We start from the raw sequence: 22061 nt of genomic DNA on the forward strand, positions 1-22061 counted from the left end.
AACGCGCACTTTTGATTTTTCTCAAAGCATGTCCGAGCGAAATAAATGCGCGTTAGCCGAGATCGCAAAAATGCTGCGTATTGATTTATCTCAAAGGTGCGTAGCGCGTGTCCAAATGACAGACTTGACCCCGAATTTAAGCCAACGCTTGCGCGAGGGGTTTGATGACCGGGTCCGCAGTCCAGTAGGCGGTGTGCGATAGCGGGTTCCAGCTTTTGGTCATGAAGTCGAGAATGCCTTGGCCGGCGTTGATGGCGCGGTCTTCCACCAGCGTTTCGTAGCCGCCTTCCAGCGGTTGCAGCGGCCAGCCTAACGCGTCGTCTGGATCGTACAGGTTGAGCCAGCTGAAGCCGGGGTTCGGCTTGATTATCGGCTTGACGTCCATGCGCTGGTGGGCGGCGACGAAGACGGGAATATTGCAGCCAGTGGTCACGAAGGTGCGCACCGTGCCGCATTGCAGGAATTTGCGCTGTTCCGCCGTCAGGCTGTCGGCCATGCGGCCCGGTTTCCAGATGCCTGCAGTGACCGCGCCGCCGCCGGCGCGTTTTTGCGCGTCGTAGATGAAGCTGGACATGACCTGGCAGCCCAGCGAGTGCGCCAGCAGGACGATTTCCGTGTCCGGCCCGCGGTTGGCGAGGATCGCCAGCAGGGCGCGGGCGATCTCCATTTGCGCCAGTTCGTAGACGGAGTCGTCGTACTCTTTGCGGTTTTCCAGTCCGGCCGCATCGGCAAAGCCGAACAGGATGAATTTGCGCAGCTGCTCGTAGCGTACCGTGGCCCGCTCGCGCGTGCGGTTCCATACGTCCTGCTCGTTGGGTTTGAGCAGGTGCTGGTAGTACACGCTGTGCACGTCGACGTTGACGAAGGCGGCGCCCATCTGGTGCGACAGGGCGCGCCGCATGTCGTCGGCATAGTCGAGCGCTTGCTCGCCCATGCCGTGGATCGTGAGCAGTGCGATCTTGGCCATCACGCGGCCACCTTGGCGGGTACGCCGCGCAGGCGGTAGCCGATGTACAGGACCAGCAGCCAGACCGGGATCAGGTAGACCGAGATGCGGTCGGAGCTCATATACATGATCACTAGGATGCCCGCCAGGAAGGCCAGGCACAGGTAGTTGGTGAATGGGTAGCCCCAGCTCTTGAAGCCGGTCTGCTGGCCGTCCGCCTGTTTTTGCGCGCGGAAGCGCAGGTGGATCCAGCTGATCATGCCCCAGTTGATCACCAGCGAGGAGACCACGAGCCCCATCAGGAAGCCGAATACCTGGCCCGGCATGAAGTAGTTCAGTACCACGCAGATGCCGGTGGCGAGCGCGGATACGCCCAGCGCCGCCAGCGGTACGCCACGCTTGTTTACCCCGAGTAGGGCTTTGGGCGCATTGCCTTGCTTGGCCAGGCCGTACAGCATGCGGCTGTTGGAGTACACGCCGCTGTTGTAGACGGACAGCGCGGCCGTCAGCACCACCACATTGAGCGCATTGGCAACGAAATTGTCGTTCAGCGCGTGGAAGATCATGACGAAGGGGCTGCCGCCGGTCGCCACTTTCTGCCATGGGTAGAGCGAGAGCAGGACGGCCAACGCGCCGATGTAAAAGATCAGGATGCGGTAGATGGCCTGGTTGGTGGCCTTGGGGATGGTTTCGGACGGGTTGCTGGCTTCGGCGGCGGTAATGCCGACCAGTTCCAGTCCGCCGAAGGAGAACATGATGACGGCCATCGCCAGCACCAGTCCCGACAAGCCGTTGGGGAAGAAGCCGCCGTGCTGCCACAGGTTGGCGACGCTCGCTTCCGGACCGGCGGTGCCGGTGGCCAGCAGGTAGCCGCCGTACACGATCATGCCGACCACCGCCACGACTTTGATGATGGCGAACCAGAATTCCATTTCGCCGTAAGCGCGTACATTGGCCAGGCTGATGGCGTTAATGATCAGGAAGAAGGCGAGGGCGCTGACCCAGGTCGGGATGCCCGGCCACCAGTGCTGGACGTAGATGCCGACCGCTGTCAGTTCGGCCATGCTGACCAGCACATACAGCACCCAGTAGTTCCAGCCCGACATGAAGCCCGCCATGTGGCCGCAGTATTTGTCGGCAAAGTAGCTGAAGGAGCCGGCCACCGGTTCGTCGACCACCATTTCGCCCAGCTGGCGCATGATGAGGAAGGCAATGAAGCCGGCCAGCGCGTAGCCGAGCAGCACCGAGGGGCCGGCCATCTTGATGGTTTGCGCAATGCCCAGGAAAAGGCCCGTGCCGATGGCGCCACCCAGCGCAATCAGCTGGATATGGCGGCTCTTCAGGCCCCGTTTCAGTTCTGTCATGTATGGCGTCCTGGTGTGGAAGTGGTGAAAGGCACTGATTTTACATCCTCCCCAGGCAATAATGTCATTTTCGCACTGCCGCATTTTGTGCGAGCTCTCTTTGACCTGGATCAAGTTTTTTGGCCTGGGCCTTGGATATGCTGCAAATATGCTCACACTTAAATTTCTCGGCGCCACCGGCACCGTGACCGGCTCCAAATACCTGCTGCGCCATGGCGACGACCCGGTGCTGGTGGACTGCGGCCTGTTCCAGGGGTATAAGCAGCTGCGCCTGCGCAATTGGGAGCCTTTTCCCGTGCTGCCGGCGGCCATCCGCGGCGTGGTGCTGACCCATGCCCATCTCGATCACAGCGGCTTTTTGCCGGTGCTGGTCAGCGAGGGGTTTCGCGGCAAGGTGTTCTGTACCGAGGCGACGCGCGATTTGTGCCGTATCCTGCTGCCCGATAGCGGCCGCCTGCTGGAGGAGGAGGCGCTGTATGCAAACCGCCACAACTTTTCCAAACATAAGCCGGCCTTGCCCCTGTATTCCGAGGCCGATGCGCTGCGCGCGCTGGAGCATCTGGTGGCGGTGCCGGTCGGGCACGAGTTTTCGCCTGCGCCGGAAATGCTGGGCCGCTTCCAGTTGGCCGGCCACATCCTGGGCGCCGCTTCGGTGTCGCTTCGCTGCGATGGACGCACGGTGATGTTTTCCGGCGATGTGGGCCGGCCGAACGATCCGATCATGCGGCCGCCGACTGCCCCGGGCGCCTGCGATTACCTGGTGGTGGAGTCGACTTATGGCGACCGCCGCCACGCGCCGTCCGACCCTGCCGGGCAATTGGCGGACGTCATTAGCCGGACCGCGGCGCGCGGCGGGGTGACCGTGATTCCTGCTTTCGCGGTGGGCCGTGCACAGGAGCTGCTGTATGAAATCTGGAAGCTCAAACAGGCCGGTGCGATTCCGGCTGCGCTGCCGGTCTATCTGAATAGTCCGATGGCGGTCGATGCCACGCGGCTCTACATCAAGCACCACGACCAGCACCGGCTGGACGAGCGCAGTTGCCACGCCCTGGGCCAGGTGGCGCACATCGTCAATAGCGTGGAGGAGTCGATGGCGCTGAACCGGCGCCAGGCGCCGATGGTGATCATTGCTGCCAGCGGCATGGCGACGGGCGGCCGTGTGCTGCATCATTTGAAGGCTTTCGCCGGCGATTCCCGCAATACCATCCTGTTTGCCGGCTTCCAGGCGGCGGGCACGCGCGGGGCGCGCATGCTGGCGGGCGAAACCTCGGTCAAGATCCATGGCGAGTATTTCCCGGTCAGGGCGCGCGTGGAATTGATCGGCAACCTGTCGGCGCATGCCGATGCCGACGAAATCCTGGACTGGCTGTCGCAGTCGCCGGCTGCGCCGCGCCAGGTGTTCGTGACCCATGGTGAACCGGCAGCGGCGGATGCGCTGCGCCTGCGCATTGCGGAGCAACTGCATTGGCCCTGCCGCGTGCCAGACTATCTTGATGAAGTGGTGCTGGCGTAGGAGCTTCCGTGGCCATGCTCGACATTTCGCTCGCGGCACTGGCCGGCGCGTTGCTTGCAGCGGCCCTGACGGCCTGGCTGATGCTGCGCCGCGTGGCGGGCATTTCACGCCTGCTGCGCCAGCGCATGCGCAGCGCGGCGGCGCGTGAGCATCTGGTGGCCAAGGTGTTCGACGCGACTTCCGAGGGCATCCTGGTGGTCGGCCGCGACATGCGCATCATCGAGGCCAATCGCGCTTTCGTCGCGATGAGCGGCTATGCGCGCCACGAGCTGCTCGGCCAGCATCCGCGCATCATGCAGTCGGGGAAGCAGAACGCGGAATTCTATAAGGCGATGTGGCAAGGCTTGCTGGGTACCGGCCAGTGGCAGGGCAAGGTATGGGACCGGCGCAGCGATGGCAGCTTGTTTGCCGCCCACCTGACGTTGAGCACGGTGCGCGACGAACAGGGCAAGGCGCAGCACTATTTCGGGCTGTTCACCGATATCACCGAGGAATGCGCGCGCCAGGAGGAGATCGAACAGATGGCCTTCATGGATCCGCTCACGCGCCTGCCCAACCGGCGCCTGATGGAGGACCGTCTGCAGCAGGCCCTGGCCTTTGCGGCCCGCACCGGCAAGCTGGTGGCGGTGTGCGTGATGGACCTGGACGGCTTCAAAGAGGTCAACGACACTTTCGGCCATGAGGCGGGCGATGCGGTGCTGGTGGAAGTGGCGGGTCGGCTGCAGCAGCTGGTGCGGGCCAACGACACGGTGGCGCGCCTGGGCGGGGACGAATTCGTGCTGCTGCTGGCGGGGCTGAACGATGTCGGCGAGGCGGAGGAGATCGTCGAACGCGCGCTGGCTGCCGTGCGGGCGCCGGTGCGGCTGGCGGACGGGCAGCCCGCCTTGGTGTCGGCCAGCATCGGGCTGGCCGTTTTCCCTCATGATGCGCAGTTGGCGCAGGACCTGCTGCGGCGCAGCGACGCTGCCATGTACGCGGCCAAGCGCCAGGGCCGCGATCGCTGCCAGCGGGCGCAGGCCCGTGCCTGATATTACAGGCTTTCCTGCACGGTGCGGCCGTTCAGCGGCTGGGTCGGGCGGGCGTTGTGCTTGTAGACATGGGTGAAGCGCTTCAGCTGGGCGTCCGACATTTCGACCGGCGTCTTGAGTACGAACCAGTTGACTTCTTCGCTGCACGGCGGCGTGGTGAGCGAGCCGGCGAAATTGTAGTAGCCCTGGGTCGCCGGCAGCAAGGTGCCGATGTCGATGCTGACGCCGGCGACGTCCTGAACCTGGCCTTTTTCCTGCGGCAGGGCATCCCACAGCGACTGCACCAGCGGGTTGTCGGCGCCTTTGCGGAACAGTACGGCCACCACCGCCAGCTTGCCTTCCTCGTTCTTGTGCACCAGGTGGGCTACCATGGGATAGCTGCGGCCGTTGATCTTTTCTTCGCTCGGCTTGTGGAAGTGGAACTGCAGCAGCTCATAGCGTTTGCCGTCGATGGCGACGCTGCTGCCCGGCGCGTAATTGACCTGGATGGTATGGCCGTTGTCCAGGATCTTCAGCGGCGAAGGCTGGTAGGCAAATTCCAGCGGCGGCAGCTTGGCCTTGCTGGTTTTGCGGATATCGATGGGGGACTGGTTATGCCCCAGCTTGCAGGTGGCGAAGTCCTGCTCCAGCTGGGACCAGTGCTGCGGGCCGGTGGCGCCGTCGTAGGTCCAGTGGGCGGGCTTGTCCGCGGCGAAGGCCGCTGCGGGCAGAAGGGCGGTGGTAAGCAGCATTGCGAGAGTTCGTTTCATCATGCAATCCTTTCGTGGTTGTGTGCCGGGCGCAGATTATGCGCGATAAATTGATCCGGGTCATTACGCTTGGCGACGGCGATCGCTTAGGCTGGGCGAAAGGAGTGACACATGGGATACGCACTACGTGCCAAGCGGCTTGGCATCGATACTTACCAGCAGCCGGTGGCCTATATGCGGCGCGATTGCAAGGTATGCCGTGCCGAGGGATTCGAGGCGCAATCGCGCATCGAGCTGCAATGCGGCCCGCGCATTGTGGCCGCCACGCTGAACGTGGTCGATGGGGGCTTGCTCGATGCTTCGGACATCGGCCTGTCCGAAGCGGCTTGGGAAGCGCTGGGCGCGGCGCCCGGCGTTGCCGTGACCGTGCGCCATCCGGCGCCGCTGGTCTCATTTGCGGCCGTGCGCGGCAAGATCCACGGCCGCCCGCTGGACGAGGAGGCAGCGCAGGCCATCATTGCCGATATCGCGGGCGGGCGTTATCCGGACATCCATCTCGCCAGCTTCATCACCGCCGTTTCCGGCAACCGGCTCGACCTGGCGGAAACCATCGCCCTGACGCGCGCCATGGCGGCGGCCGGGCAGCGCATGCGGTGGCCGGCCCAAGTGGTGGTGGACAAACACTGCGTGGGCGGGCTGCCGGGCAACCGCACCACGCTGCTGGTGGTGCCGATTGTGGCCGCCTGCGGCATGACCATGCCCAAGACATCGTCGCGCGCCATCACGTCACCCGCAGGCACGGCCGATACCATGGAAACCCTGGCGCCGGTGGCGATCGGCATCGATGCCATGCGGCGCGTGGTGCAGCAGGAGGGCGGCTGCATCGTCTGGGGCGGCAGTGTGACCTTGAGTCCGGCCGACGATGTGCTGATCCGCGTCGAACGCCCGCTGGAACTCGATAGCGACGGCTTGCTGGTGGCGTCGGTCCTGTCGAAAAAGCTGGCGGCGGGCGCCAGCCATGTCTTGATCGATATTCCCGTCGGCCGCACGGCCAAAGTGCGCTCCGAGCAGGCTGCCCACCAGCTGGCGGCGCGGCTGGAAGGGGCCGGACAGGCCTTGGGCCTTGCGGTGCGCTGCTTGCTGAGCGACGGCAGCCAACCGGTCGGCGTGGGCATCGGCCCGGCGCTGGAGGCGCTCGATGTGCTGGCGGTCCTGCAAGGCGCGGTGGATGCGCCGCAGGACCTGCGCCAGCGCGCGCTCACGCTGGCGGCGGGCGTGCTGGAGCTGGGCGGGCGCGCCGCACCCGGCGAAGGCTTGGCGCTGGCCATCCAGACCCTTGATTCCGGCGCGGCATGGCGCAAGTTCCAGGCCATTTGCGCGGCCCAGGGCGGCATGCGCCAGCCGCCGCTTGCGCCCTGTTCGCACGTGCTGGAAGCGCGCCATGCCGGGCGCGTCGTCGCCATCGACAACCGCAAGCTGGCGACGCTGGCAAAGCTGGCCGGTGCGCCGCATGCGGCGGCGGCCGGTGTGCGTTTTTTTGCGCCGCTTGGCGGCATGCTGGGGGTGGGGCAGCCGGTCCTTTCCATCCATGCCGATACGCCAGGCGAACTGGCTTATGCATTGGAGTTTGCCGAAGCCCAAAGCAATCTGGTGACGGTGGAGGATGCGTGAGCAGGATCCTGCTGCCCCTCTAGCGGTGTGGCGTGTCGTTGCGCGCCGCGATGGCCCGGTTCAGGCGCTCCATTGTTTCTGTCGGCACGTCCCTGCTGCAGACGATATGGCGTTTCAGGCCGGGCGGCATGTCGCTGTAGTCGACCAGCACCAGCGTGCGCAGTTCGGGGTGATTGACGCGCAGGTAGTTCCAGTCTTCCCGGTCCACAAACATGTAATCGGCACGGCCCACGGAGACCATGCGGAACATGGCCGCGGTTTCCACGGTGCGGCGCATGATGCGGTTCTGGCTGCCGGCGATCAGGGCGTCCAGTTCGGGGCCGTAGGAAACGCCGTCGATCACGCCCAGGGTCAGGGTTTGGTCCGCCAACAGGGATTTCAGGTTGGTGTGGGACTTGATGCGGGCCGCCACGGCCGGCACAGCCAGCACGGCGTGCGGCTGGTCGGCGTGGATGGGAACGCTGTACTGGGCCACCGCTTCGCGCTCGGGCAGCCGGTACCAGCTGATCGAACAGTAGTTTTGCATGCCGTGCGCGAAATTGGCCCAGATGCGCTTTTGCGGCTCGTTGACGAACTGCGCCTGCACTCTGGCAGCGGCAAATACCTGTTTGGCGCGTTCCAGCATGAAGCCTTTCGCGACGCCGTTTTCAAAGTAATAGTAGGGCGGCTTCTCGCGCCAGGCCACGGTCAACGGTGCGTCGGCCAAAGCGCCTGCCGCGCCGCCCGCCGCCACCAGTCCGATTAAATATTTCTGCCACATGCTGCCATTATAATAGGATGAAGCCCGCAGAAAGGAGTAGTACGATGTTCAGCCGTCCCCACGTAGCACCCCGCATGTTTGACGACCCTTCCGCAGCACTGGCCCAGGTCCGGGCAATTTATGATGAAAGCATCCGCTTCCTGCGTGAATCCCTGCAGCGCTTTGTCGAGGGCGAAACGCCCACCGAGCGCGTGCGCGCCTGCTATCCCTACGTGCGCGTCCAGACTGAAACGGTGGCGCGCGCCGACTCGCGCCTGTCCTTCGGCTTTGTGGCCGGCCCCGGCGCCTTCGAAACCACGCTGACCCGGCCCGATTTGTTCGAAGGCTATTATCAGGAACAATTCCGCCTGCTGCTGCAGAACCACGGCCAGCAGCAGATGCAGCTTAAAATCGGGCTGAGCGCGCAGCCGATTCCGATTCACTTCTCGTTTGCCGAGCATGATCATATCGAAGGCAGCCTGAGCGCCGAGCGCCGCCAGCTGATGCGCGACGTGTTCGACCTGCCCAACCTGGCCGCCATGGATGACGGCATCGCCAACGGCACCTACGAGGCGCCGCCGGGAGAGGCGCAGCCGCTGTCGCTGTTCACGGCGCCGCGCGTCGACTATTCGCTGCAGCGCCTGCGCCATTACACCGGCACATCGCCGGAGCATTTCCAGAACTTCGTGCTGTTCACAAACTATCAGTTCTACATCGATGAATTCGTGCGCCTCGGCCACGAGTTGATGGCCAGCCCCGACAGCGACGGCTATGTGGCCTTTGTGGAGCCGGGCAATATCGTCACGCGCCGCGTTGGCCACGCCATGCAGCCGGGCGACGACCTGGGGGCCGCGCCGCCGCGCCTGCCGCAGATGCCGGGCTACCACCTGGTGCGCGCCGACGGCAGCGGCATCACGATGGTGAATATCGGCGTTGGGCCTGCCAACGCCAAGACGGCCACCGACCATATCGCCGTGCTGCGTCCGCACGCCTGGCTGATGCTGGGCCACTGCGCCGGCCTGCGCAATACCCAGCAGCTGGGCGATTATGTGCTGGCGCACGGCTATGTGCGCGAGGACCATGTGCTGGACGAGGATTTGCCGCTGTGGGTGCCGATTCCGGCCCTGGCCGAGGTGCAGGTGGCGATCGAATCGGCGGTGGCCGAAGTCACGCAATTGGGCGGGCATGACCTGAAGCGTGTGCTGCGCACCGGCACCGTGGCCAGCACCGACAACCGCAACTGGGAACTGCTGCCGCAGCGCACGCCGGAGCGCCGTTTCAGCCAGAGCAGGGCGGTGGCGCTGGACATGGAAAGCGCCACCATCGCCGCCAACGGTTTCCGCTTCCGCGTCCCCTACGGCACGCTGCTATGCGTCAGCGACAAGCCGCTGCACGGCGAGATCAAGCTGCCGGGTATGGCCAACCAGTTCTACCGCGACCGTGTCGACCAGCACCTGCGCATCGGCATCCGCGCGCTGGAACTGCTGCGCGGCCTGGGGTCGGCGAAGCTACATAGCCGCAAGCTGCGCAGCTTCGCCGAAGTGGCCTTCCAATAGCGCCTTAGCGCGCCGGGACCAGTTTGCGGAAGCGCGCGATCGCTTCCGCGGGCTCCAGTTCGTCCAGTTCGAACAGTCGGCGCACTTCGATTTCGCAATCGCGTTCGCCAAAGGGGGCGGGGAAGGCGCGCGTCCACTCCAGCGCCACGTCGCGCGAAGGCACGTCGATCAGGGTATAGCCGGCGATCAGTTCCTTGGTTTCGGCAAATGGGCCGTCCACCACGCTGGGGCGGCCTTTTTTATACTGCACGCGCCAGCCGGCGGAGCTGGGTTTCAGGCCGTTGGCATCGACCAGGTAGCCGGCGGCCGCCAGTCTTTCGTGGTACGCCGTCATGGCGTCGACGATGGCCGGATCGGGCAATACATCGGATTCGGAAATGGCGTTGGAACGGACAATGATCATGAAACGCATGCTTTTCTCCTGACAGGCGGGTGCGGAATTGCGCCCGCTTCCTTGTCACGACGTTTGGCGACAGCTTAGTTCGACATGGCGGCCAGACGGCGCACGGCAATCAGCCCCAGGATGTCGATCAGGGTATGAGCGAAGATCGCCGCCAGCAGGCCCGCGTAGCGGTAGACCAGGCCGAACACCAGGCTCATGCCCAGCACGCTGCCGGCCTGCAGCAGGGCGGTGCGGTCGAAGCGGCCGAAGTCGTAGGCCTGGGCGTGCAGGAGCAGGAACAGCAATGAACTGGGCCAGATGCCGATCAGCGGCTGCAGCGCGGCACGGAACAGCAATTCCTCGCCGATGCCTGCCGCCAGTGCGATCCACAGCGGGTTCAGGCCGGTCAAGTCGAGGCGCCCATAGCTGTCGGCCGTGCGGCGGACGGTTTCGGCACTGGGCTTGCGCAAGGCGCTGAACAAGGAAACGCTGCCCATCGCCAGGCCCAGCACCGTTCCCGCCAGCGCCTGCTGCGGCCAGGGCAGGCCTGCCAGCAGGGCGTCCGGCAACGGCGCTTCCTGGACGAAATGGAGCAAGGACAGGCCAAGCACGACCATGGCCAGGCAGATGAGCAGCTGGCGGCGTAATGAAAATGCTTCCATCGCGCCGCCGCCAGGGTCAGATCATGCTTTCAAAGATGATCTTCCACTCGCTGCCTTCGCGCGCCCAGTATTGGCGCTTGCGCTGGGTGGAGCGGTTCTTGCCGATCTTCGATTCGATGGTGAAAGTGCTGACCAGCATGTCTTCGCGGCTTGGGTAGCGGAAGATGGTCACTTCGCTCAGCGTCACGCTGAGGCCGACCACGCTGGCCAGGGCCCGCATGTCCTTCTCGTACCAGGTCATCAAGTCTTCGCCGTTGGCCGATTTGAATTTGCCGGAGTAGTTCTTTAATAAGCGCTTGCTGTCGGCGCTGACCAGGTCGGCGCGCCAGGACTCGACCAGACGGTTGGCGGTGAAGCGCTCGGCGTCCCATTTGGCCTTGCTGATGAATTCCTGGCGGTCGGCGATCACCACCGGCGTCCGGCCGATATCGACGGTGCCTTCCAGCTTGCGCAGGTCGTCATTGGTCAGCACCACGCAGCCGTCGGAGGCAAGGGGCGGGCGGCTGTAGCTGTCGGGCGGCGTCCCATGCAGGAAGATGCCGCCGCCGCTGCGGCCGTTCAGCCGGTCCCACTCGTTCGGATAATTGATGTGCAGCGCGCTGGCGCCGTAGAAGTCCGGCAGCTTGGGGCCGGACACCCGGCCCGTGATGTAATACACGCCGAGCGGGGTCTTCTGGTCGCCTTCGCGGAACTTGTCGACGCCCAGTTTGCCCTGGCTGATGTAATAGTCGGTGACGAACTTGAGCTGGCCGTTGCTGTTCTGGTAGACATACAGGCGCGATTGCGCCGCATCGACCACCAGCACATGGCGCATGTCGGCGCGCAGCTGCAGCACCGAGCGCGGCGCCAGCTCGGGGTCCGGGCGCGCCATCAGCGATTGCAGGCGCACGCGTGCTTCGTCGCGCAGCTCTTTCAGTTTATCGCTATGGGCGTTGATGCCTGCGCCCAGCTGGGTCACAGGCTGGGTATGCATCAGCAAAAGGTCGCCGCGGATCAGGTGGCCGACGCGGAAATTCGGGTAAGCCTGCACCAGGACGTCGGCCTTGGCCATCGCTTCCTGCAATTGGCTGGCGCGCAGATCCTTGTAAATTTCGAGCAGCATGATTTCCGGCGCTTGGCTGGCGCGCGGGGCTTCGGCGGGATGGATGGACTTGGCCATGCCAATCCCGGTTGGCGCGAACAGGGCGCACGCCGCCATCAGTACGGCAACCGCACCGCAACTCGCTTGCTTCAACTTCTTCATCAGCTCCCCGACTGCTCTTGCTTGATCAGCCAATTCTTGCCTTGCTTCTCCAGTACCAGGGTCTTGCGTCCGGTGGTGCTGAGGCGGTCCGACACGTATTTCTGGCGGAATTTCACGGTCGCGGTATTGCCGTTGACCGTGATTTGCGGCGACTCGACGGTCACCTTGATATGGCCTTTGCCCTCGATACGGGCGGTGCGGTCGGCTTCCCACGCCTTGCGGTTCTGCCCCTTCGGTGTCTGGAAGTTGCCGCCGTAGGCATTCAGATAGCCTTTCATATCCTGCGAACTCCAGGCGCTGGCCCAACTCTCGACGGCCTTGATGACGTCCGCGCCATCGCTGTCTTCCTGCCTGGATTTGTCCGCCACCTTCTCGGCTTTCGGCTCGGCCTTTGCCAATTGTACTGCGGGCGCAGGACTAGGGGCGGCAACCGGCGGCGCCACGGGAATCGGCTTGGCTTGCGCCACGGCCGGGGCGCTGGCGGCAGGCTTGCTCTGGGCCATAACCGGTGGCGCTGCGGGAGCAACCGGGGCCGGCGCCGATGCCGGTTTGGCTGGCGTCGGTGCTGCTTTGGCAGGCGCAGGCGCCGGGACAACTGGGGCCGGCCCAGGAGCCGCCTGCGCGAGCACTGGGGCTGGCGGCGCTGCTACCGGCGGCAATGGTTTGGCCGTCGTCGCGGCGATTGCCGCCAGCGGCGACGCCGGCTCGCCTTTCGGCGTCAGCGTGTGCACCATGGCCAGTTTTGACTTGGGCGCAGGTTGCTGGGTCGAGTCGGCCAGCTGCATGGCCTTGTCGTAAGACTGGCTGGCCAGCTTGGCATACACATCGCCCAGGTTCTCGTGGGCGGTGGCGTACGTGGGGTTGGTGCGGATGGCGCGTTCCAGCGCTACGCGGGCCTTGTCGAAGTTGCCGGCCGCCGCGTGCAGCACGGCCAGATTGTTATATGGCTCCGGTAATTCCGGATAATCTTCCGTCAGTTTTTGGAAAATATTAATTGCGTCGGCAGTTTTGCCTTGCTCGGACAAAATCATGCCTTTAATAAATCGCAATTGCGCGTCCTTTGGTCGTTGTGTTAATGCAACATCGACCTTGGTCAAAGCGGCTGGTAATTGCCCGCTGCGCAACATTTTGTTGATGTCGGAAACCTCATCGGCATGTGCCGAAATGCAGGCCAGAAGTAGCGCTGCCCCTAGCGCCAGGGCTGTACGAGAGGAAATTTGCAGTGCCTGCATTTATTATTTTGCCGACGGGAAATAAAGTCCAATTTTATCAAATATCAGCGGCGTGAATATACTTAAGGGATGGAATTAAGCATTACACAAGAGGATGCCGGACATACAACGGAAGGTTTACCGTTGTATTTATTTACGCTCGGCAATAAAAATGGGCTGCAAATTCGCATCAGCACGTTGGGTGCTGCGATCGTCGGGCTGCATGCCCCCAATCGTCATGGCCTTCTGGCCAATATTGTGTATAGCAAGGCAATGGATGCCGGCATCCATCTCCTGCCTGCGCCGGGCCATGCCCTGCATCGGCTGGCGTGGCATGCTGTGCCGCTGGTGGAAGATGCCAGAGTGGGATTGCGCCTGGTCAGCCCCGGTCCGCATGCCGTGGTGGCGACGTATTTCCTCGACGATACGAACGAGCTCTCGCTGCGTTGCGAAGCTGCCGCTGCTGCTCACTCATCGGTCTGCCTGCGCATGGCGTTTAACCTGGCGGGCGAGGGAGATGTGCTGGCGCAGCTCCTGACCGTGCGCGCGGCACGCGTTGTGCCGACGGGCGCGCATGAGCAGGAAGTCGCGGGCACGCCATGGGATTGCCGCCTGGCGCGGCCGGTCGGCGAGCTGCCGGGACAGGCGCGCTATCTATTGGAGCCCGGCGCCGGCATCGTGCTGCGGCTGATGGACCTTGCCAGCGGGCGTCTGCTGAATATGTCCACCGATGCGGCGAGCTTGCGGCTGGGCGCCGGCGAACCGCCTTCGCACCTCTGGCTGGAACCGTGCATGGCGGCGGCGGGCGGCACGCTCAGGCTGCAGTTCGGCACAGGGGCTTAACGAAGACACAATGTTAATATTTGGGCTCCGCCATCACCGAGCCTGCCCATGAGCATCGTGTTCTCCAGCCTGAACCACGCACAGCGCGTGCCGCTCGCTGCCGAAATACATTCGCGGCCTTTCCTGAAATTGGATGCGCCAACCTTGCTGACCCATATCGCCATCATGGGCGAGGAGGGCCAGCAGGAATTGCTGGCGGAGCTGTGCGGCCATTTCGGCGTGGCGGCGCCGGCGGCGGGCGGAAAATACTTCAGCCACGACTTCGGCCGGTTCCGCCTGAAGTGGGAGCTGCACACGGAATTCGCCACGTTCACCTTCGCGGAAACCGTGGCCAGCATGCCGTTGCCGGAGGAGGCGTTCAGCAGCATGCCGTCGCGCCATCTGCCGGAACAATGGCTGTTGCGGCTGCAGGGCAGGGTGCTGGTGGCGGCGCACGTTCTGCTGGGCCGTCCAGGCGGCATGCAGCAGGCGTTCGCGGAAAGCCTGCAGCGCTTGTTCCAGGGCGCGCCGCTGGCGGGCAGCCAGGTGATGAACGGCGGTGAAATGTGGACCGATTTCGCCATCCACGCCGACGGTTTCAGCCGCTTCGTGATTTGCGATGCGGGCATGTACGAACAGCAGTCCGGCCGCCTGGTGCAGCGCGTGCTGGAGATCGAAACCTACCGCATGATGGCGCTGCTTGGCTTGCCCGCGGCGCAAGACGCGACGCCGGAACTGAACGCGGTGGAAGCCGAACTGGCGACCCTGGCTGGCGCCCTGGTGGAAGCCGACGGCAAGATCGACGACGGCACCACCGAGCAGATGCTGCTTGACCGCATTACTCACCTGGCTGCGCGCATCGAAAAGGTGTCGGCCGATACCAGTTACCGCTTTGCCGCGGCCAAGGCGTACTTCGGCCTGGTCAACGCCCGCATCGACGAATTGCGCGAGCTGCGCATCGAAGGCACGCCGACCGTTGAGGAATTCATGGACCGCCGGCTGGCGCCCGCCATGAAAACATGCGAAGCGGTGGCGGCGCGCCAGCAGGCGCTGGCCGGACGCATTGCCAATTGCAACGACTTGCTGCGCACCCGCGTGGGCATTGTGCAGGAGGCGCAAAACCGCAAGATCCTGCAGTCCATGAATGCCCGCGCGGCGCAGCAACTGCGCCTGCAGCAGGCGGTGGAAGGTTTGTCGGTGGCGGCAATCTCGTATTACCTGGTCGGACTGATCGGCTACACCGCCAAGGGTGCCAAGGTGGCGGGCGCCGCCGTCAATCCTGATTTGCTGATGGGCGTAATGGTGCCCGTCGTTGCGCTGGGCGTGTGGATCGGACTGCGCTGCATGCACAAGCGCCTGCATCAAGCATGAAGCGCGCATTCCGCTCCATCGCCGCCCTGGCATTGGCCGCCGCCCTGACGGCGTGCGCACCTGCGCGCGTCGCGCAGGGCCCGGCGCTTTCCTCCGTCAGCGCGCTGCGCTTCATCGGCGAGCAGCGCGTTCCGCATCAGGCCCTGTTTGAAGGGACCATGCTGGGCGGCTTTTCCGGCCTCGATTACGACGCGGCGCATGGCCGCTGGGTGGTCGAAAGCGACGACCGCTGCACCAAGAATCCGGCCCGATTTTACGAAGCCGAAATGGATTTCGACGCCAGTGCCTTCCGCGCGGTGCGTTTCGTCGGCATGCATTATTTCCTGAATGCGGACGGCAAGGATTTCGCCGCCAGCGCAACAGGCTGCGAACGCGCCGACGTGGAATCGATCCGCATCGATCCCCTGGACGGCAGCATGTGGTACTCCAGCGAAGGCGACCGGCGCTTTGGCCTGGATCCCTTCATCCGCCACGCCACGCGCGAGGGCGGCTTGGTGACCGAACTGCCGCTGCCGGAAAGCTTCAAGGTGCACAAGGACGAGGAGCGCGGTTCGCGCTACAATGCCACCTTCGAGGGGCTGACTTTTGCGCCGGGTGGCCGCAGCCTGTGGGCTTCCATCGAATGGCCGCTGTATGAGGACGGCCCGATCCCGACCCCGCAGCATGGCGCCATGGTGCGCATGACGCAGTTCCAGCGCGACGGTGCGGTGCTGCGCCAGTTTGCCTATCCGCTGGACGCGATTCCGGCTGAACCGGGGCCGGGCAAGGAAGCGGAGAACGGCGTTTCGGAAATCCTGGCGCTGCCGGACGGCGAACTGCTGGTGCTGGAGCGCGCGACGGTACAAGGCGCGGACGGCGTCCATACCAATTACGTACGGCTGTATGCCACCGACGCGCGCGGCGCCACCGATATCAAGACGCTGCCGGGCCTGGCCGGTGCGAACTTCATACCGGCCCGCAAGCGCCTGGTGCTGGACTTCGGCACTCTTGGCTTGCCGCGCATCGACAACTTGGAGGCGATGGCTTTCGGTCCGCGCCTGCCCAATGGGCACGCCACCATTGTGTTCGCCAGCGATGATAATTTCGGTAAGGCCCAGGTCACCCAATTCCTGCTGTTCGAAGTGTTGCCCTGACGATTATTCCATTTGGTGGAATGGTGAATTGCCGGCGGCGGCTATTCCCATCGCAGCCGGCATGGATCACACTTTCAGCATTACTTGAAGGGAGATCCCATGAAACTGTACTACCACCCGATTTCTGGCCACGCCCACCGCGCCCACCTGTTCCTGTCCTTGCTGGGGCTCGATTTCGAGCTGGTCGAAGTCGACTTGCTCAAGGCCGAGCAGAAGACCGAGGCTTTCCTCAAACTGAATCCGTTCGGCCAGGTTCCTGTGCTGGAAGACGAGGGCACCGTGATCGCCGATTCCAACGCGATCCTGGTGTACCTGGCCGCTCGCTACGGCGATGCGCGCTGGCTGCCGCAAGACCCGGTGGGCGCCGCCGCCGTGCAGCGCTGGCTGTCGGTCGCCGCCGGTGAAATCGCCAGCGGCCCCGCCACGGCGCGCATCATCAACCTGTTCAAGAAACCGCTGGACCCGGCCGATGCCATCGCCCGCGCACACCGCATCCTGGGCCTGGTCGACAGCAGCCTGGCTGGCAAGGATTGGATCGCCGCCGCCTGGCCGACGATCGCTGACGTGGCGCTCTACAGCTACATCGCCCGCGCTCCCGAAGGCAATGTCGATCTTGCGCCATATGCCAACGTCACATCGTGGCTGGCCCGCGTCGAAGCGCTGCCGCGCTTCCTGCCCTTCATCAAATCACCGGTCGGGCTGGCAGCATGAACACGCCCTGGCACGCCGGCGAAATCGCGATCCAGTCCACCCTTGGCGCGGTTGAACGCATGGACGAAATCGGCCGCAAGGTGATCCGCGACTATATGCCGGACCAGCACCGCGACTTTTTCGCCCAGCTGCCGTTCGCCGTGTTCGGCAGCGTCGATGCCGAAGGACGGCCGTGGGCCACGCTGCGTGCCGGGGAAGAAGGATTCATGCATTCGCCGGACCCGCACAGCCTGCAGCTCGCGCTGCCGGCCGATGCGGACGATCCGGCGCAGGACGGCCTGCGCGACGGCGCGGCGGTGGGCATGCTCGGTATCGAGCTGCACACGCGGCGCCGCAACCGTTTGAACGGACGCCTGCGGTCCCTGGAGGACGGGCGCTTTGAGCTGGCGGTGGCCGAGTCATTCGGCAACTGCCCGAAATACATCCACGTGCGCGATTACCGTTTCGAGCGGCTGCCGGGGGAGGAGTCCGGCTTGCCGCCGCGCCGTCTGCCGCAACTCGATGCGCTCGCACGCGACCTGATCGGGCGCAGCGGGACTTTCTTCGTTGCGACCTATTCCGGCGAAGGCGCAGGCATGCGGGTGGATGTCTCGCACCGCGGCGGCCCGTCCGGCTTCGTCCGGATCAACCGCGGCGGCGCCCTGGTGGTGCCGGATTTTGAAGGTAATCGCTTCTTTTCTACTCTCGGCAACATACTGCTGAACGGCAAGGCCGGACTGGTGTTTCCCGACTTCGACAGTGGCGGTTTGCTACAGATGAGCGGCAGCGCGAAAGTCATTCTGGAGGGGACCGAACGACACTGGGAATTCCAGCCGCAGGAGATTGTATGCCGGGAAGATGCGTTGCCAATCAGATGGGCGCTGCAAGCGAAATAGTTCTGCTACCATCGGTGGCATGGACAGGGCTTCTCCCGCTTCGCCGGGCAGGACCAGGCTGGACGCATTCACCGCCGTGTATGAACACAGCCCCTACCTGGCTTTCATGATGGATGCCGACGGCACGCTGCTGGCTGCAAATGCGCTTGCGCGCGGCTTGGCGGACGAGCTCGGCTCCGGGGAGACGGCATTCCGCCTGTTCCGCAGCTGGGCTGCCGCCGAATTGCGCGACGACGCTATTCCCGAAGCCAAACGGCGCGGTTCCTGGCGCGGCGAACTGGCCTTGCGCGCCGCCAGCGAGCAAGGGGGCGACGGGGAAGGCGCCCCGGTGTCGCTGGTGCTGGAATACTATCCGCCGCATGAAGGCCAGCCCGAGTGCTTCCGTGGCATTGCGACGCCGGTGCCGGAAATCGATTCCTACGGTTCGCGGCTGCGCTTCAAGCGCCTGTTCGACCGCCACCCGCATCCGATGTGGGTGTATGACCTGGAAACGCTGCGCTTCCTGGTGGTCAACCGGGCCGCCATGGCGGTGTATGGCTACAGCGAAGAAGAGTTCCTCGACATGACAATCGAGGATATCCGCCCACAGCACGAATTGGAGCGTTTGCGCGAAGACCTGCAGCGGTCGGTGCAATCGGCGGAGCAGCAATCGGGCGCCTGGACCCACTGCTGCAAGGATGGCCGCTGCATTCAGGTCGAAATTTCGTCCCACCCGCTGCTGATGGCCGGTCACAAAGCCCGCTTCGTCTTCGCCCACGATGTGACGGAGCGGCTGCGCATTGAACGGGCCTTGCACGCGTCGCAGGAGATGACGCAACTGGTGGTCGACCATATTCCGCACCAGATCTTCTGGAAAGACCTGGATTTGCGCTATCGGGGCTGCAACGACGTTTTCCTACAGGCGGCCGGCCTGTCGTCGCAGGAAGAAGTGGTGGGGAAAAGCGATTTCGACTTCCCCTGGTCGCACAATGCGGAGCGCATCCGCGCCGACGACGCCAGTATCATTCGCAGCGGGGTACCGCAACTGAACCGGGAAGACCACCTGCTGTTCGCCGACGGCAGCGTGCACTGGTTCCTGATCAACAAACTGCCGCTGCACGATCCCGGCGGCCGTACCATCGGCCTGCTCGGTACGATCGAAGACGTGTCCGAGCGCAAACAGGTTGAATTGATGCTGCAGCTGCATAACCGCGCGCTGGAGTCGAGCGTCAACGCCATCGCCATCACTGCCATCCATGAGGGCAGCGACGTGATCGAATATGCGAATCCGGCACTGGCCGAACTGACTGGCCATGCGGCCGCCAGCCTGGCCGGGCGCAGCCTGGAACAGTTGCTGGCAAGTGGAGAAGATGCTGCCGCCCGCACGGCGCTGCACGAAGCCATGCATGCTCAAAATGACGTGCAGCTCATATTGCGCGGGCACCGCAGGGATGGGCGGCCTTACTGGGCGCAATTGCAGGTAGCAGCAGTCGGCGGCAGCGAAGCGCGGCATACCCACCGGGTCTGCGTGCTGACCGACATGACGTCCACCATGGACTACCAGGCCCAGCTCGAACACCAGGCCAACCACGACGCGCTGACCGGACTGCCCAACCGCAACCTGTGTGGCGACCGCCTGGCGCAGGCGATCAGCTATGCGCAGCGTTACGGACATACTGTATGGGTGGCCTTCCTCGACCTGGACAACTTCAAGCTGGTGAACGACAACCTGGGCCACGGCGCCGGCGACGAATTGCTGCGCACCGTGGCGTCGCGCCTGCGCGCGTGCGTGCGCGACACGGACACCGTGGCGCGTATGGGCGGCGACGAATTCGTGCTGGTACTGCTGGACGGCCACGGTGCGACGCCTTCGCAAGCCCTGTTGCGCAAGATCCTGGACAACGTTTCAGCGCCGGTAATGTTGGGCGGGAAGGAACAGCTGGTCAATTGCAGCATCGGCGTCAGCCTGTATCCCGCCGACGCCACCGATCCGCAGATGCTGATGCGCTATGCCGATATCGCCATGTACCGCGCCAAGGAAAGCGGACGTAACCAGGTACAGTTCTACGAACCAGCCATGCATGCCCGCATCGTGGAGCGTGCCGCGATCGAGAACGAATTGCGCGGAGCCCTGTCGCGCGGCGAGATGTTCCTGGTCTACCAGCCGAAAATGAAGGTGGCATCCGGCGAGATATCCGGCGTCGAAGCCTTGCTGCGCTGGCGCCATCCGACCATGGGCTTGATCCCGCCCGGCCGTTTCATCGGCGTGGCGGAGGAGACGGGCCAGATCGTCGCGCTGGGGCGCTGGGTGATCCAGACCGCCTGTGCGCAGAACAAGGCCTGGCAGGATGCCGGCCTGCCGCCGCTACGGGTAGCGGTCAACGTGTCGGCGCGCCAGTTCCGCGACAAGGGCTTGGCCGACGACGTGGTGGAAGCATTACGCAGCAGCGGCCTGGAAGCCCAGTACCTGGAGCTGGAGCTGACCGAGAGCATGATGATGGAGAACGCCGACGAGGCGGTGGCCACCGTGCAGCGCTTGAAGAAGATCGGCGTCGGCCTGTCGATCGACGATTTCGGCACAGGCTATTCCAGCCTGGCCTACCTCAAGCTGTTCCCCATCGACTACCTGAAGATCGACCAGTCCTTCGTGCGCGACATGCTGGGCGACCCGACGGTGGCCGCCATTGTGCGTTCCGTGATTTCGCTGGGGCACAGCCTGGACTTCCGCGTCATTGCCGAGGGCGTGGAAACGGAAGGGCAATTGGCTTACCTGCGGCGCTACAATTGCGATGAAGCCCAGGGCTACCATCTGAGCCACCCGATCATGCCGGAGGAATTCGTCGTCTTGCTGAAGCAGGAGCAGTCGCGCCAACCGGCCTTGCGGCCAGCGGAAAGCAAACAGGGGACCTTGCTGTTGTTGGATGATGAACCGAATGTCCTGTCGTCACTGGTGCGGCTATTGCGCCGCGACGGCTATGAGATCCTCCAGGCGCACAATGCGCAGGAAGCGTTTTCCATGTTGGCCACGCATGAGGTGCAAGTGGTCGTCAGCGATCAGCGCATGCCCGATATGAACGGTACCGAGTTCCTGAGCCGGGTGCGCAAGCTGTATCCATCGACGGTACGGATCATCCTGTCAGGCTACGCGGAGCTGGAATCGGTGCTGGGCGCCATCAACCGCGGTGAAATCTACCGCTTCTACACCAAGCCCTGGGACGATCAGGCGCTGCGCGAAAATATCCGTGAGGCGTTCCGCTATCACGGCACGATGCGTGGCGGTGACGAGGCCACGACTGGCACCTAGGCGCCAAGCCCGATGATGGCTTGCAGCTCGGCGACGCATGGCCGGCGAAATGGCGAAATTTTCTTGGATCTTCATTGGCGCTACTGCCGATCGACGTTTCGGCGGAGCTGCCGTCGGATTTGCCGCTTGAAGCGTCGATGTGAGTTGTGCCATAATTTATATTATGGCAATAAAAAATGCAATAGATCAACCTACCACTTCCTTTGGCTGGGGATCGCCCGAAATTGATTTTTCGGCGGGTTCAAGTTTTTACCTTAACCCTAACAATGAAAAGAACTGATGGCGAATAGAAGAACGCGCATGCCGATAAACTTTAAGCAAGTGATTTCAGGTGTGGTGACCATTGCATTCGTCATTATTTGGGTCGGCGTGACACCGTTTTCTGAGCTTGCGCCAAAATGGACGTGGTTTACTCCTGAAGCAAAGAAGTTCGTTGATGGCGAATTGCTGACGTTTTGTGAAAAGATCAAATTGGAGGGTGGTTGTTCGGATCCAAAAACCATGGGGAAGCAGTACTGGATTGCCAGCAGTCCAATTGATCTGCCGGGGGAGCGCGTCGACGAAATACTGGTGAATCTGGGTTGGACGGAAAGCGCCAAATCCGCTCCAACTAACAGGGCGTACTGCAAAGGGGAGTACACATCAAAGGTTGATCAGCCGTCGGGGCGCGCGATTTCTATAGCGTTTCTCGGCGGCAGCTATAGCTGTGCCACCCGGTAGAGGGATCGCGGTTCGGCAAATGGAACGACGGAGAGAAACCACAGCAATCATTGGGCCGATTACAAACGTAAGGTGCCATCGTCAGGAGGCGACGGCCGATCAAGCAACGCTACCAGTTACGACGACTGGGCGCTTGGCAAAG

General features: G+C 63.6%; 19 protein-coding genes. 11 read left to right on the forward strand and 8 right to left on the reverse strand.

Going from position 1 to position 22061, the window contains the following annotated elements:
* Positions 1 to 136: 136 nt before the first annotated feature.
* Together H597_RS0104220 and H597_RS0104225 are read right to left on the reverse strand one after the other, a co-directional pair.
* Positions 137 to 967 (reverse strand): hypothetical protein, encoded by an 831-nt coding sequence (locus H597_RS0104220; RefSeq protein WP_028101031.1) that lies wholly within the window; start codon positions 965 to 967, stop codon positions 137 to 139.
* Positions 967 to 2310: an amino acid permease gene (locus H597_RS0104225; RefSeq protein ID WP_028101032.1), complete on the reverse strand. Its 1344-nt coding sequence runs from the start codon at positions 2308 to 2310 to the stop codon at positions 967 to 969. The genes H597_RS0104220 and H597_RS0104225 overlap by 1 nt, the downstream gene beginning before the upstream one ends.
* Before the next feature lie 148 nt (positions 2311 to 2458).
* Between H597_RS0104225 and H597_RS0104230 the strand changes: the two genes are divergently transcribed.
* The gene (locus H597_RS0104230; RefSeq protein ID WP_028101033.1) at positions 2459 to 3823 is read left to right on the forward strand and encodes an MBL fold metallo-hydrolase RNA specificity domain-containing protein; all 1365 of its coding nucleotides are present in this window, start codon (positions 2459 to 2461) and stop codon (positions 3821 to 3823) included.
* 14 nt (positions 3824 to 3837) lie between these two features.
* Positions 3838 to 4851 (forward strand): sensor domain-containing diguanylate cyclase, encoded by a 1014-nt coding sequence (locus tag H597_RS29675; RefSeq protein ID WP_051293523.1) that lies wholly within the window; start codon positions 3838 to 3840, stop codon positions 4849 to 4851.
* Between the two features lie 2 nt (positions 4852 to 4853).
* On the opposite strand, the gene H597_RS0104240 is transcribed toward H597_RS29675, so the two are convergent.
* Positions 4854 to 5603, reverse strand: coding sequence for a carbonic anhydrase (locus H597_RS0104240; protein ID WP_028101034.1), 750 nt, complete (start codon positions 5601 to 5603; stop codon positions 4854 to 4856).
* A gap of 108 nt (positions 5604 to 5711) precedes the next feature.
* Here H597_RS0104240 and H597_RS0104245 point away from each other — a divergent pair, with 108 nt between their 5' ends.
* The gene (locus H597_RS0104245; RefSeq protein ID WP_028101035.1) at positions 5712 to 7211 is read left to right on the forward strand and encodes a thymidine phosphorylase family protein; all 1500 of its coding nucleotides are present in this window, start codon (positions 5712 to 5714) and stop codon (positions 7209 to 7211) included.
* 19 nt (positions 7212 to 7230) lie between these two features.
* On the opposite strand, the gene H597_RS29680 is transcribed toward H597_RS0104245, so the two are convergent.
* Positions 7231 to 7971 (reverse strand): substrate-binding periplasmic protein, encoded by a 741-nt coding sequence (locus H597_RS29680; RefSeq protein WP_051293524.1) that lies wholly within the window; start codon positions 7969 to 7971, stop codon positions 7231 to 7233.
* A gap of 44 nt (positions 7972 to 8015) precedes the next feature.
* Between H597_RS29680 and H597_RS0104255 the strand changes: the two genes are divergently transcribed.
* Positions 8016 to 9506 (forward strand): AMP nucleosidase, encoded by a 1491-nt coding sequence (locus tag H597_RS0104255; RefSeq protein WP_028101036.1) that lies wholly within the window; start codon positions 8016 to 8018, stop codon positions 9504 to 9506.
* A gap of 4 nt (positions 9507 to 9510) precedes the next feature.
* Here H597_RS0104255 and H597_RS0104260 read toward each other — a convergent pair whose 3' ends face one another.
* The 4 genes from H597_RS0104260 to H597_RS0104275 all read right to left on the reverse strand — a co-directional run bounded on the left by H597_RS0104260 (position 9511) and on the right by H597_RS0104275 (position 13025).
* On the reverse strand, positions 9511 to 9918 hold the full coding sequence (locus H597_RS0104260; RefSeq protein WP_028101037.1) for a YciI family protein: 408 nt from the start codon (positions 9916 to 9918) through the stop codon (positions 9511 to 9513).
* Between the two features lie 65 nt (positions 9919 to 9983).
* A complete protein-coding gene (locus tag H597_RS33080) occupies positions 9984 to 10550 on the reverse strand; it encodes a CPBP family intramembrane glutamic endopeptidase (RefSeq protein WP_051293525.1) in 567 nt (188 codons plus the stop codon).
* Between the two features lie 16 nt (positions 10551 to 10566).
* The gene (locus H597_RS0104270; protein ID WP_028101038.1) at positions 10567 to 11793 is read right to left on the reverse strand and encodes a L,D-transpeptidase family protein; all 1227 of its coding nucleotides are present in this window, start codon (positions 11791 to 11793) and stop codon (positions 10567 to 10569) included.
* Entirely contained in the window at positions 11793 to 13025 is a 1233-nt protein-coding gene (locus H597_RS0104275) for a nuclear transport factor 2 family protein (protein WP_028101039.1), read from the reverse strand. Before H597_RS0104275 ends, H597_RS0104270 begins: the two co-directional genes overlap by 1 nt.
* A gap of 252 nt (positions 13026 to 13277) precedes the next feature.
* Between H597_RS0104275 and H597_RS0104280 the strand changes: the two genes are divergently transcribed.
* From H597_RS0104280 to H597_RS0104310, 7 genes are all read left to right on the forward strand, one after another.
* Positions 13278 to 13847 carry an aldose epimerase family protein gene (locus H597_RS0104280; protein ID WP_161630573.1) on the forward strand — a complete coding sequence of 190 codons (570 nt, stop codon included), beginning with the start codon at positions 13278 to 13280 and terminating at the stop codon, positions 13845 to 13847.
* Positions 13848 to 13895: 48 nt separating this feature from the next.
* Positions 13896 to 15197, forward strand: a complete 1302-nt coding sequence (locus H597_RS0104285) for a DUF3422 family protein (protein ID WP_028101041.1) — start codon at positions 13896 to 13898, stop codon at positions 15195 to 15197.
* Positions 15194 to 16330, forward strand: a complete 1137-nt coding sequence (locus H597_RS0104290) for an esterase-like activity of phytase family protein (RefSeq protein ID WP_028101042.1) — start codon at positions 15194 to 15196, stop codon at positions 16328 to 16330. The genes H597_RS0104285 and H597_RS0104290 overlap by 4 nt, the downstream gene beginning before the upstream one ends.
* 99 nt (positions 16331 to 16429) lie before the next feature.
* The gene (locus tag H597_RS0104295) at positions 16430 to 17041 is read left to right on the forward strand and encodes a glutathione S-transferase family protein (RefSeq protein WP_028101043.1); all 612 of its coding nucleotides are present in this window, start codon (positions 16430 to 16432) and stop codon (positions 17039 to 17041) included.
* Positions 17038 to 17916, forward strand: coding sequence for a pyridoxamine 5'-phosphate oxidase family protein (locus H597_RS0104300; protein ID WP_051293526.1), 879 nt, complete (start codon positions 17038 to 17040; stop codon positions 17914 to 17916). The genes H597_RS0104295 and H597_RS0104300 overlap by 4 nt, the downstream gene beginning before the upstream one ends.
* Positions 17917 to 17935: 19 nt before the next feature.
* Positions 17936 to 21199 (forward strand): EAL domain-containing protein, encoded by a 3264-nt coding sequence (locus H597_RS29695; protein ID WP_051293527.1) that lies wholly within the window; start codon positions 17936 to 17938, stop codon positions 21197 to 21199.
* Between the two features lie 300 nt (positions 21200 to 21499).
* Complete coding sequence (locus tag H597_RS0104310; RefSeq protein ID WP_028101045.1) at positions 21500 to 21919, forward strand: hypothetical protein; 420 nt, start codon at positions 21500 to 21502, stop codon at positions 21917 to 21919.
* The last annotated feature ends 142 nt before the right edge of the window (positions 21920 to 22061 follow it).

The organism is Pseudoduganella violaceinigra DSM 15887 (assembly GCF_000425385.1).
GTDB lineage: Bacteria > Pseudomonadota > Gammaproteobacteria > Burkholderiales > Burkholderiaceae_D > Rugamonas > Rugamonas violaceinigra.